This is a genomic window from Uliginosibacterium sp. TH139 (genome assembly GCF_002855595.1).
Taxonomy (GTDB): Bacteria; Pseudomonadota; Gammaproteobacteria; order Burkholderiales; family Rhodocyclaceae; genus Uliginosibacterium; species Uliginosibacterium aquaticum.
In genome coordinates this window covers 59,180-71,281 of record NZ_PKRR01000005.1, presented here as the reverse complement: position 1 = coordinate 71,281, position 12,102 = coordinate 59,180, and the positions used below count along the sequence as shown (strand labels likewise).

The 12,102-nt window shown below is 59.9% G+C and carries 11 protein-coding genes; 5 read left to right on the top strand and 6 right to left on the bottom strand.

Annotated features, from left to right (window positions below; genetic code table 11):
• Positions 1 to 176 precede the first annotated feature (176 nt).
• The 4 genes from C0V76_RS12940 to C0V76_RS12925 all read left to right on the top strand — a co-directional run bounded on the left by C0V76_RS12940 (position 177) and on the right by C0V76_RS12925 (position 5,207).
• Complete coding sequence (locus C0V76_RS12940; protein ID WP_101942896.1) at positions 177 to 848, top strand: Crp/Fnr family transcriptional regulator; 672 nt, start codon at positions 177 to 179, stop codon at positions 846 to 848.
• Between the two features lie 71 nt (positions 849 to 919).
• Positions 920 to 3,238, top strand: coding sequence for a DNA translocase FtsK (locus C0V76_RS12935; protein ID WP_101942895.1), 2,319 nt, complete (start codon positions 920 to 922; stop codon positions 3,236 to 3,238).
• A 21-nt stretch (positions 3,239 to 3,259) separates the two neighbouring features.
• Positions 3,260 to 3,871 carry an outer membrane lipoprotein chaperone LolA gene (gene lolA / locus C0V76_RS12930; protein WP_101942894.1) on the top strand — a complete coding sequence of 204 codons (612 nt, stop codon included), beginning with the start codon at positions 3,260 to 3,262 and terminating at the stop codon, positions 3,869 to 3,871.
• Between the two features lie 10 nt (positions 3,872 to 3,881).
• A complete protein-coding gene (locus tag C0V76_RS12925) occupies positions 3,882 to 5,207 on the top strand; it encodes a replication-associated recombination protein A (RefSeq protein ID WP_101942893.1) in 1,326 nt (441 codons plus the stop codon).
• Here C0V76_RS12925 and C0V76_RS12920 read toward each other — a convergent pair.
• The gene (locus C0V76_RS12920) at positions 5,204 to 5,452 is read right to left on the bottom strand and encodes a hypothetical protein (protein ID WP_254048239.1); all 249 of its coding nucleotides are present in this window, start codon (positions 5,450 to 5,452) and stop codon (positions 5,204 to 5,206) included. The genes C0V76_RS12925 and C0V76_RS12920 overlap by 4 nt on opposite strands.
• A gap of 279 nt (positions 5,453 to 5,731) precedes the next feature.
• On the opposite strand from C0V76_RS12920, the gene serS reads away from it, so the two are divergent.
• Positions 5,732 to 7,021 (top strand): serine--tRNA ligase, encoded by a 1,290-nt coding sequence (gene serS, locus C0V76_RS12915; RefSeq protein ID WP_101942890.1) that lies wholly within the window; start codon positions 5,732 to 5,734, stop codon positions 7,019 to 7,021.
• A 54-nt stretch (positions 7,022 to 7,075) separates the two neighbouring features.
• Here the strand turns inward: serS and C0V76_RS12910 are convergent, their stop codons facing one another.
• From C0V76_RS12910 to grpE, 5 genes are all read right to left on the bottom strand, one after another.
• On the bottom strand, positions 7,076 to 7,759 hold the full coding sequence (locus C0V76_RS12910; RefSeq protein ID WP_101942888.1) for an LrgB family protein: 684 nt from the start codon (positions 7,757 to 7,759) through the stop codon (positions 7,076 to 7,078).
• On the bottom strand, positions 7,756 to 8,163 hold the full coding sequence (locus C0V76_RS12905; RefSeq protein ID WP_101942887.1) for a CidA/LrgA family protein: 408 nt from the start codon (positions 8,161 to 8,163) through the stop codon (positions 7,756 to 7,758). The genes C0V76_RS12910 and C0V76_RS12905 overlap by 4 nt, the downstream gene beginning before the upstream one ends.
• A gap of 92 nt (positions 8,164 to 8,255) precedes the next feature.
• Positions 8,256 to 9,386: a molecular chaperone DnaJ gene (dnaJ, locus tag C0V76_RS12900; RefSeq protein ID WP_101942885.1), complete on the bottom strand. Its 1,131-nt coding sequence runs from the start codon at positions 9,384 to 9,386 to the stop codon at positions 8,256 to 8,258.
• An 85-nt stretch (positions 9,387 to 9,471) separates the two neighbouring features.
• Complete coding sequence (dnaK, locus tag C0V76_RS12895) at positions 9,472 to 11,397, bottom strand: molecular chaperone DnaK (RefSeq protein ID WP_101942884.1); 1,926 nt, start codon at positions 11,395 to 11,397, stop codon at positions 9,472 to 9,474.
• A gap of 89 nt (positions 11,398 to 11,486) precedes the next feature.
• The gene (gene grpE, locus C0V76_RS12890; protein WP_101942882.1) at positions 11,487 to 12,050 is read right to left on the bottom strand and encodes a nucleotide exchange factor GrpE; all 564 of its coding nucleotides are present in this window, start codon (positions 12,048 to 12,050) and stop codon (positions 11,487 to 11,489) included.
• Positions 12,051 to 12,102: the final 52 nt, after the last annotated feature.

Sequence of the window (12,102 nt, the reverse complement as noted above, 5' to 3'; positions counted from 1 at the left end):
AGCCTCCCTGATTGTCCCTGCCAATCGGAGGCATTGGCGGGCACTACTTGTCTGCTATCGGTGATTGTGAATGCGGGATGTTTCCAAGCGTGAAGCTTGTCACATATACTCGTGGCACAAGTTGGCATTTCAATCAGAATTTCCCGCGCATAGGCTGCGGCCGGCACGGAGGGTTAATGGCAATCAAGCACACGATTTCTGCAACTGCGCTGCGAACGGTGCCGATCTTTCAGGGACTGGACGCCGAGCGTCTCGAAGAAGTAGCCCGCTGCGCCACCCTGCGCCGGGTGGCCCGTGGTACTACGGTGGTTCAGGCCGGAGAGCTGACCGATAACGTCTATTTCGTACTGAATGGCAGTCTCAAAGTACTTGTCAGCGATGAAGATGGCCGTGAGGTGATCCTGACGATCATCGGTCAGGGTGATGTTTTTGGCGAAATGGGGGTGCTGGATGAGGAGCCCCGTTCTGCTACGGTGACCGCAGTGGCGGCTTCCGATCTGATCGTGATCCCGCAAGCCGATTTCCGCCAGATCATGGCGCACAACTTCGAGGTTTGCCTGCGCGTGATGTGCAACATGGCGCGTCGGCTGCGTGCAGCTGATCGCAAGATCGAAAGTCTTGCCTTGATGGATGTGTATGGGCGCGTGGCCCGTCTTTTGCTGGATATGGCCGAGACGGTCGACGGTCGCAGCGTCGTGCGCAAGAAAATTTCCAAGCAGGACATTGCCCGCATGATTGGCGCTTCGCGTGAGATGGTTTCGCGCGTGATGAAGGATCTGCAAGCACGCGGCTTGCTCGAAGAAACGCCGGATGGTCTGGTGATCATCGAACAGGTGGCCGACGCCTGATGCGGGCGGCCGCGAGAGCAGCCAGCCCGCGCGGTATAATCGGCCGCATCCTGTCTGCCCCCGGCAACCTCATGTTGTTCAGAGCCTCTTCGCGTCCCGCAAGTCAGCCCCTGCCAGAAAAGATCGGCCTCCTGTTGCGCGAGGCCGGCTGGTTGCTGCTGGGGGCTGCGGGCGCTTATCTGACGATGATCCTCGCGGGCTACAGTAAGGCCGACCCGAGCTGGTCCCATGCCGTTGAGGTTGGCCAGATTGCCAATCCTGGAGGGCGTTTCGGAGCTTGGTTTGCCGATATGCTGCTGCAGCTCTTCGGTAGCTCGGCCTGGTTGCTGGTGGTGCTGATGTTCTGGGGCCTCTTCCTCGGCGGGCGTCGTTTCCGCAACGAGCTTGAATCCGACCGCCGCTCGCTGTTCATCGTGCTGGCAGGTTTTGTGATCCTGCTGCTGACCAGTTGCGGCATCGAAGCGGTGCGCTTTCATACCAGCCATGCCCTGTTGCCGGGCCAGCCCGGTGGCGTGATCGGTACCGAATTTGGCCGACTGGTAGTGCGCTACCTCGGTTTTACTGGTGGCACGCTTCTCATGCTGGCCGCTTGGGCAGGTGGCTTGAGCCTGTTTGGCGGTTTCTCGCTGGTCGAAGCAGTGGAGAAGCTCGGGCTGGGCTTGGAGCTCTCGTGGGCCTTCATCCTGCGCAAGTTGCATTCCTGGCGTGATCGTCAGGCAGGCAAGGAAATTGCCGTCAAACGCGAAGAAAAGGTCAAGCGCGAGCGCAAGAAGCGTGAGGATGCGCCACCGGTGGCGATCCATATCGAACCGGTCATGAAGGCCGAGCCGCTCAAGATCGTTGAGGCCCCGAAAGCGGACAAGGAACGCCAGGTTGGCCTGTTTGGCGAAACGCCTGCGGGTGCCGGTCTGCCCGGTTTGACCCTGCTGGATGCGCCGAGCAACGACGTAGAGCCGCCGTCTGTCGAAACCCTTGAATACACTTCACGCCTGATTGAACGGAAGCTCGCGGACTTCGGCGTCGAGGTGAAGGTGCTGGCGGCTTATCCCGGCCCGGTGATCACGCGCTACGAAATCGAGCCAGCCATCGGTGTGAAGGGTGCCCAGATCATGAATCTGGTCAAGGATCTGGCGCGCGCCCTGTCGGTGATGAGCATCCGGGTGGTCGAAACGATCCCAGGCAAGGCCTGCATGGGCCTCGAAATTCCGAACGTGAAGCGCCAGACCGTACGTCTCTCGGAAATCATCGGCTCCAAGGTCTATCACGACATGCATTCGCCGCTGACCGTGGCGCTGGGCAAGGATATCGGCGGCAATCCGGTGGTGGCGGATCTCGCGAAGATGCCGCACCTGCTGGTGGCGGGTACGACTGGTTCGGGCAAGTCGGTTGGCATCAACGCGATGATCCTGTCGCTGCTCTACAAGGCCGAAGCGGATAAGGTGCGCCTGATCCTGGTGGATCCGAAAATGCTCGAACTGTCTGTTTACGAAGGCATTCCGCATCTGCTGGCGCCGGTTGTGACCGACATGAAGCACGCCGCGCATGCGCTCAACTGGTGTGTGGGCGAGATGGAGCGCCGCTACAAACTGATGTCCGCTATGGGCGTGCGTAACCTGGCTGGCTTCAACAAGCAGATCGCTGATGGGGTGAAGGCCGGCTCACCGATCAAGAATCCTTTCTCGCTGACTCCCGAAAATCCCGAGCCACTGGAACACATGCCGTTGATTGTGGTGGTGATCGACGAGCTGGCTGACTTGATGATGGTGGTTGGCAAGAAGATCGAGGAACTGATTGCGCGTCTGGCGCAGAAAGCGCGTGCGGCGGGTATTCACCTTGTGCTCGCCACCCAGCGCCCATCAGTGGATGTGATTACTGGCCTGATCAAGGCCAATATCCCGACGCGCATGGCCTTCCAGGTCTCCAGCAAGATTGATTCGCGCACCATCCTCGATCAGATGGGGGCTGAGTCCCTGCTGGGCATGGGAGATATGCTCTATCTTGCCCCGGGTACCGGTTTTCCGACGCGGGTGCACGGCGCTTTCGTGGACGACAAGGAAGTCCACAAGGTGGTCGAGTATCTCAAGAGCACTGGCCAGCCCAATTACATCGAAGGCATGCTGTCGGGCGCCACGGAAGAGGGCGGCGAGCTCAGCTCTGACATCTTCGGCGAATCCGGCAACGGCGGTGGCGAAGCCGATGAGCTTTACGACAAGGCCGTGGCGGTGGTGCTGCAGACCCGTCGCCCGTCGATTTCGCTGGTGCAACGCCATCTGCGCATTGGCTACAACCGCGCGGCACGCCTCATCGAACAGATGGAGCAGGCTGGCTTGGTGTCGTCGGCCAATGCCACGGGTAATCGCGAAGTGTTGGCACCTGCCCGCGAGCAATAACTCTTTCCCGGAATTTCCTGTATGAAAAAAATGCTTCTTTCGCTGCTGTGTCTGGCAGCGCCGACACTTGCTTTTGCCGCCGCTATCGAGCAGTTGCAGCAGTTTCTGGACGGTAGCAAGACGGCGCGTGCCAGCTTCACCCAGAAAGTCATCTCAAAAACTGGCCGAGCCGGGCAGAACGCCTCCGGCACGATGAGCTTCCTGCGCCCCGGCAAGTTCCGCTGGGAGTACACCAAGCCTTACAACCAGCTGATCGTTGCTGACGGCAGCAAGCTGTGGAGTTACGACAAAGAGCTCAATCAGGTCGTGATCAAGCCGATGAGCCAGGCGCTCGGCGCCACTCCGGCAGCCTTGCTGGCCGGAAGCAATGATTTCCAGAAAAACTTCTCCCTGCGCGAGGATGGTGCTGCTGACGGACTGGAGTGGGTGGAAGCCACGCCGCGCAGCAACGAAGCCGGCTTCGAACGGGTGCGTATCGGCATGAAAGGCAATCTGCCGCAGGCCATGGAAGTGCGTGACAACTTCGGCCAGCTCACCGTGCTGCAGTTTTCCGCTTTTGAACGCAATCCGGTGCTGCCGGCCGATGCTTTTCGCTTCACGCCGCCCAAGGGGGCGGATGTGGTAGGCGAGTAGGCCAGACTGAATGGCCGATCTTTTCTCAAGCCCGCCAGCACCTGACAAGGTTCCACTTGCTGAACGTCTTCGGCCGCAAACGCTTGACGATGTGGTTGGCCAGATCCATCTGCTCGGGCCGGGCAAACCCTTGAGGTTGGCGGTGGAGTCTGGCAAGCCACACTCGATGATCCTGTGGGGGCCGCCGGGGGTGGGCAAGACGACGCTGGCACGCCTGATGGCACGACATTTCGATGCCGAGTTCATGGCCTTGTCAGCGGTATTCGCGGGCGTCAAGGATATTCGCGAGGCGGTGGCTCAGGCCGAAATGCTGCAGGGCACCACGGGCCGCCGCACCATCCTGTTCGTGGATGAAGTGCACCGCTTCAACAAGAGTCAGCAGGACGCGTTCCTGCCTTACGTTGAATCCGGTTTGCTGACGTTCATTGGCGCGACCACTGAAAACCCGTCGTTTGAAGTCAATTCGGCGCTGCTTTCACGCGCCGCCGTGTATGTGCTGGACAGCCTCAAACCAGAGGAAATGCAGCAGCTTTTTGCCCGCGCCAGCCGTGAAGCCCTGCCGACACTCCGATTTACCGACGAAGCGCGCGATCGCCTGATCGGCTGGGCCGATGGGGATGCACGGCGTTTTCTGAACGTGCTGGAAACCCTGGAAACTGCATCCAGTGCTGCCGGGGTGAAGGAAATCACCGGGGAGTTCGCCGAGTCGACGCTGGCCCAGAATCTGCGCCGCTTCGACAAGGGCGGCGAAGCTTTTTACGACCAGATTTCTGCGCTGCATAAATCGGTGCGTGGCTCGAACCCTGATGCAGCACTCTACTGGTTCGTGCGGATGCTTGATGGTGGTGCGGATCCGCTGTATCTGGGACGGCGCATCGTGCGTATGGCTGTAGAGGATATCGGTTTGGCCGATCCACGTGCGCTGACGATGTCGCTTGAGGCCTGCCAGACTTACGAGCGCCTCGGCTCACCCGAGGGCGAACTGGCACTGGCTCAGGCAGTGCTGTATCTGGCGGTGGCCGCCAAATCGAATGCGGCCTACATGGCCTACAACGAGGCACGCCGTTTCGTGAAACAGGACGTTAGCCGTCCGGTACCGATTCATTTGCGTAATGCGCCGACCAAGCTCATGAAGGAGTTGGGCTACGGCAAGGAATACCGATACGCACACGATGAACCTGGCGCTTATGCTGCGGGTGAGGATTATCTGCCAGAGGGGATGCCGGCGATCAGCTGGTATGAGCCAACCGATCGCGGCCTGGAGGGCAAGATCGCCCAGAAGCTCGCCTACCTTAAGGGCCTGGATCGCGCGGCGCGAGACGCTGAGGATCGCTAGACCGGATGTGCCGAACGGAATTCGGCATACACGTGAAGCACGTGTTCGGCTTTGTCGATAGCACCTTGCGTCATGGCGTCCGATACAAGGTCTGAAAGGCAACTGCAGATTATCTCCACGCCTTCGTCGGTCTGCACCAGACTGCAGGCCATCGGGCCGGCGATTTCCTGCGGGATGTGTTCGTGTTCGGCAAACAGTTCAACTTCTTCATCGGTCAGGTCACAGTAGTCTAGGCAGTCTTGCATCGTTAACATCTTGGGCTCCTCTGCAGCTTGTTCGCCTCGCAAAGCGTGGCTTTTTGACTTCACTACACACTCCAAGCTAGAGCACAGTGATTTGATCGCCAGTTGCAATTGGCTATGCGGCTCCCTGTGTGCAATTGCATTTTCTAATGTCAGCCCGAAAGCCTTGCTGGAAGGGCGCAATACGGGCGGGTATGCGACAAAACTTTGCGCTGCACAAAGGGCTGAACGGGTGCCTCGTGTAAACTGCGCGCTTCTAAGAAATCCGCCATCCAGATCACCATGCTTGATATCCAGCTTCTCCGCACCCAGCTCGACGCCGTTGCCCTGCGCCTGGCCAAGCGCAATTTCGTGCTCGACGTAGCCGTCTTCCAATTCATGGAAGACGAGCGCAAGACTCTGCAGACCCGCACTCAGGAATTGCAGTCAAGGCGCAACAGCCTTTCCAAGCAAATCGGCATGTTGAAGGGCAAGGGCGAAGATGCTTCGGCTGTGATGGCGGAAGTGGGTGGTCTGGGTGATGAGCTGAAAGCCTGCGAAGAGCAGCTGGGTGCTTTGCAGACCCGCCTGAACGATTTTCTTGCGCGCATCCCGAACCTGCCGAATGAAGACGTGCCGGTCGGCAAGGATGAGTCGGGCAACGTAGAGGTGCGCCGTTGGGGCAGCCCGCGCGCTTTTGATTTCGAGGTCAAGGACCACGCTGACCTCGGCGAGCCGCTGGGGCTGGACTTCGACACTGGCGCCAAGCTTTCAGGCGCGCGTTTTTCCTTCCTCAAGGGCGGCATGGCGCGCCTGCACCGTGCGATTGCTCAGCTGATGCTGGATACCCAGACTGGCGAACACGGCTACACCGAGTGCTACACGCCGTACATCGTGAATCCGGACGTGCTGTTCGGCACCGGTCAGCTGCCCAAGTTTGCCGATGACATGTTCCGGGTGGAGCGTGGTGGTGAAGATGGTCAGACCCAGTACCTGATCTCGACTTCCGAAATTTCGCTGACCAATATCGTCAAGGACACAATCCTCAAGGCTGAAGATCTGCCACTCAAGCTCACCGCGCATACGCCGTGCTTCCGTTCGGAGGCTGGCAGCTATGGTCGTGACACCAAGGGCATGATCCGCCAGCACCAGTTCGACAAGGTCGAGATGGTTCGCATCACCCGTCCGGAAGAGAGTGCAGCGGCGCTGGAGGAAATGGTGGGCAATGCTGAGGCGGTGCTGCAGAAGCTGAAGCTGCCGTATCGGGTGGTGGCTTTGTGTACCGGTGATATGGGCTTCTCGGCTGCGCGTACTTACGATCTTGAAGTGTGGTTGCCGGCGCAAGGCACTTATCGCGAGATTTCTTCGGTGTCCAACTGCGAAGCCTTCCAGGCCCGCCGCATGCAAGCTCGCTACAAGGCTGAAACCGGCAAAAACGAGCTGGTGCACACCTTGAACGGTTCCGGCCTGGCAGTGGGGCGTACGCTGGTGGCTGTTCTGGAAAACTACCAGCAGGCCGATGGCTCGGTTGTGATTCCGGAGGCGCTCAAGCCGTACATGGGTGGGCTGGAAGTGCTCGCACCGCAGGCCTGATCCTTCGCTTCTTTAACAACAAAGGCTCCTTCGTGGAGCCTTTGTTGTTTCTGCTTAAAGCAGCGTTGCCAGCCAGGGCGCCAGCAATACCATCAGGATGCCGGCAATGATCATGGTCAGGCTCGAAATCACGCCTTCCTCTGTATCTCGTTTGTGGGCTGTGACTGTGCCAACAGCGTGGGCGCCGGCGCCGAACAGCGCGCCCTTGGCCAGCGCCGAGCGTACCGGTAGCCAGCTCAACAACCATTCGCCCAGCACCATGCCGACCAGCCCGGTGATCACCACAAATACTGCCGCGAGTTCTGCCTGACCTCCTAGCTGGGGGGCGGCGGCCAGCGCGAACGGGGTGCTGATCGAGCGCACCGCGAGGCTGCGGGCCAGAAGATCCGGTAGGCCCATCAGATGGCTGAACCAGGCGGTGCTCAGTACCGCGACCGTCATGCCGACCACTACGCCAACGATCAGGGGAAGCCAGTGGCGACGAATGACTGACCGGTATTCGAAGATCGGGATTGCAAAGGCGACTGTCGCCGGCCCCAGCATGGCAGAGAGCCAGTGGCTCTGTGCGTTGTATGCGGCGTAAGGCACGCGGGCCAGGAGCAGGATGGCGATCAGGATGGCTGGTACCACAATCAGGGGTGAGAGCAGCGGGTGGGCTATGCGGCGATGCAGGCCGCGCGCTGCGGTGTATAGCAGAACGGTTAGTGCGAGCCAGAAGAGACCATGCAGTAGCGTCATGCGTCTTCTCCATGTTTGCGCCAGCGCGCTTCAAGCTTCCAGACGAGATCGACGGCCAATGCCGTGGAGAGCATGACGCAGGCTGTGCTGCCGACGATGACCAGACCGATCGCAACGAAGCGCCCCTGTAGCACTTCGCCGTATTGCAGCACGGCGATTACCACCGGGATGAAAAACAGCAGCATTTCCCGCAGCAGCCAGCCTGCACCGTCTGCCAACCATTCGCGACGCAAGAGGCCCAGTCCAAGCAGGACCAGGGCCAGTGCGATGCCGGTAACGGTAGGTGGCAGGCCGTGCAGCCAGGTGCTTGAGAGTTCGACGGCGGCGAGCCAGATCAGGATCAGCAGGCCGATCTGCAGCAGGGTGCGGCAGAACTGGTGGAGGCGTGGGGGCAGGGCAGGCATTTGTGCGGCAATGAAACGAAGCCTTGTAATGATACGGCGCTGCACAAGAAAAAACCCGCCGGAGCGGGTTCTTTCTGAGTTTGCAGCCTTCTTCAGTCGGCAAAGAAGTCCTTGACCTTGTCCATCCAGGATTTGGCACGCGGATTGTGGCTGTCTCCGCCATCTTTGCAGATGGACTCGAACTCGCGCAGCAGTTCTTTTTGACGTTCGTTGAGCTTGACCGGCGTCTCGATCACCACATGGCAGTGCAAGTCGCCATGGTAGCCGCTGCGCACATTCTTGATGCCCTTGCCGCGCAGGCGAAAGACTTTTCCGGTCTGGGTCTCGGCCGGGATCTTGATCGCGGCTGCGCCATCGAGGGTCGGGATTTCTATTTCGCCACCAATCGCAGCGGTCACGAAGCTGATCGGCATCTCGCAATGCAGATCATCCCCGTCACGCTCGAAAACTGCGTGCTGCTTGATATGGATCTCGACGAACAGATCGCCCGGAGGCCCCCCATTTACGCCGGGTTCGCCGAAGCCGGCGTGGCGCAGACGCATGCCGGAGTCGATGCCGGCCGGGATCTTCACTTCCAAGGTCTTCTGTTTCTTTACGCGACCCGCGCCGTGGCAGTCACCACACGGATCGGTGATGACGCGGCCAGAGCCGTGACACTTCGGACAGGTCTGTTGGATCGAGAAGAAGCCTTGCTGCATGCGGACCTGGCCTGCGCCGCCACAGGTGCCGCAGGTCTTGGGCTGGGTGCCGGGCTTAGCGCCGGAGCCCTTGCAGGTGCCACATTCTTCCTGAACCGGAATGCGGATCGTCTTTTCGACACCGCGTGCAGCTTCTTCGAGCGATACCTCAAGGTTGTAGCGTAGGTCACCGCCGCGATAGACGCGTGCGCCACCGCCACCACCACCGCGGCCACCCCCGAAAATCTCGTCGAAGATGCCACCGAAGGCATCGCCGAAGTCCTGCCCGCCGCCGCCGAAGCCGCCATGGCCGGCGGACTGATCCACGCCGGCATGGCCGTAACGATCGTAAGCGCCGCGTTTCTGGCTGTCCGAGAGCATCTCGTAGGCTTCTTTGGCCTCCTTGAATTTCTCTTCCGCGCCCTTGTCATCCGGATTGCGGTCCGGATGGTGTTTCATGGCCAGCTTGCGATAGGCCTTCTTGATGTCGTCGTCCGAAGCGTCGCGGGCAACGCCCAACACTTCGTAATAATCTCTTTTTGCCATGGGTCTTCCTCAAGGCAAGAGCGCAAAGAGCGTCTGCACTGCGGCGTGGCTCTTTGCGCTCCAGGCGCCTCTGCGGTGAGTGGAATTACTTCTTGTCTTTGACTTCAGTGAATTCCGCATCCACTACGTTGTCGTCTGCCGGTTTGGCTTCAGCCTGAGCGCCGCCTGCGGCCGCGCCTTCAGCGGCTTGCTGCTGGGCGTACATAGCTTCGCCGAGCTTCTGGCTGACCGTTGCCAGGGCTTGTGCCTTGGCTTCGATTTCTGCCTTGTCGTCGCTCTTGATGGCGTCTTCCGCTTCCTTTAGAGCCGCTTCGATCTTGCCCTTCTCTTCAGCAGAAACCTTGTCGCCGTGCTCGCTGAGCGCCTTCTTGGTGGTGTGGATCAGGCCGTCGCACTGGTTGCGGGCTTCCACCAGTTCATGCTGACGTTTGTCTTCTTCAGCGTGGGCGGCGGCATCGTTCACCATCTTCTGGATTTCGTCTTCCGACAGGCCAGAGTTGGCCTTGATGGTGATCTTGTTTTCCTTACCGGTGGCCTTGTCGGCGGCCTTCACGTGCAGGATGCCGTTGGCGTCGATGTCGAAGGTCACTTCGATCTGCGGCATGCCGCGCGGGGCGGGCGCTATTCCTTCCAAATTGAATTCGCCGAGCAGCTTGTTGCCGGCGGCCATTTCGCGCTCACCTTGATAGACCTTGATGGTCACGGCGGGCTGGTTGTCGTCAGCGGTCGAGAAGACCTGTGCGTGCTTGGTCGGAATGGTGGTGTTGCGCTTGATCATGGCGGTCATCACGCCACCCAGGGTTTCGATACCCAGGGACAGCGGGGAGACGTCCAGCAGCAGCACGTCCTTCACGTCACCCTTGAGCACGCCACCCTGAATTGCGGCGCCGACGGCCACGGCTTCGTCCGGGTTCACGTCCTTGCGGGCTTCCTTGCCGAAGAACTCTTTGACCTTTTCCTGCACCTTGGGCATGCGGGTTTGGCCGCCGACGAGGATCACGTCGTCGATGTCAGTGATGGACAGGCCGGCGTCCTTCAGCGCCTTGCGGCAAGGCTCGATGGTGTTGTTCACCAGCTCTTCGACCAGCGACTCGAACTTGGCGCGGGTGATTTTCATGGTCAAGTGGGCGGGCGCGCCGTTGGCCATGGTGATGTAGGGCTCGTTGATTTCGGTCTGCTGGCTGGACGACAGCTCGATCTTGGCGCGCTCGGCAGCTGCCTTGATGCGTTGCAGGGCGATAGCGTCCTTCGAGAGGTCGATGCCGTTGATGGTCTTGAACTCGGCCACGATGAAATCGATCAGGCGCTGGTCGAAGTCTTCGCCACCAAGGAAGGTGTCGCCATTGGTAGCGAGCACTTCGAATTGCTTGTCGCCATCCACGTCGGCGATTTCGATGATCGAGATATCGAAGGTGCCGCCGCCCAAATCGAACACGGCGATCTTCTGGTCTTTCTTGCCTACCTTGTCCAGACCGAAAGCCAGCGCAGCAGCGGTCGGCTCGTTGATGATGCGCTTTACATCCAGACCGGCGATGCGGCCGGCATCCTTGGTGGCTTGGCGCTGGCTGTCGTTGAAGTAGGCCGGCACGGTGATCACGGCTTCGGTGACTTCTTCGCCGAGGTAGTCTTCAGCGGTCTTCTTCATCTTGCGCAGCACGTCAGCGGAGATTTGCGGCGGGGCCATCTTCTTGCCGCGCACTTCCACCCAGGCGTCGCCGTTGTCTGCCTTGACGATGGCGTAGGGCATCATGTGGATGTCCTTCTGCACTTCCTTCTCTTCGAAGCGGCGGCCGATCAGGCGCTTGACGGCATAGAGCGTGTTCTTGGCGTTGGTCACGGCCTGACGCTTGGCGGGTGCGCCGCACAGAACTTCGCCTTCTTCCATGTAAGCCACGATGGACGGCGTGGTGCGCGCACCTTCCGAGTTTTCGATCACCTTGGGCTGGCCGCCTTCCATGATGGCCACGCAGCTGTTGGTGGTGCCGAGGTCAATACCAATGATTTTTGCCATGTTCAAAGCTCCTTGATGTCTTTCCGGGAAGCGCGGGTGCGCGCTTCGCATTCATTCCTGTTACTGAAGTGGGGGCATGCCCCTGAATTTCAAGCCGATTGGGCGACAGCGACCAGCGCCGGGCGCAGCACACGGCCTTCCAGTGCGTACCCCTTTTGGAACACTTGCACGACGGTGTTCGCCGGCTGATCCGAGGGGACGGCGGAGATGGCCTGATGCTTGTGCGGGTCGAACTTCTCGCCGAGCGGATTGATGTCCTGCAGGCCGCTCTTCTCGAAGGCCTTGGCGAGGTTCTTGAGGGTCAGATCAGCACCTTCGCGGATAGACTCCAGACTGGCACCCTCGACAGCAAGGGTCTGCTCCAGGCTGTCTTTCACCACCAGCAGTTCATTGGCGAACTTCTCGATGGCGAACTTTGCGGCTTTGCTGATGTCTTCCTGAGCACGGCGGCGCACGTTTTCGGTTTCGGCCTTGGCGCGCAGCCAGGCATCATGGTGTTCAGCAGCCAGCAATTCGGTCTGGCGCAACTGCTCTTCGATGCTCGGCAAGGTGTCAATGTTTGCCTGGGCCTGACCGTCGTCAGCGTTTTGGGGGTCTTGCGGGCTGCTTGCCGGTTCCAGCCCCTGCTCGAGACTATCCTGATTTTGCGACATCAAACGTGCTCCTGAATTGAATCCAGAGGCTCAGATGGGGTATTGACGCTGT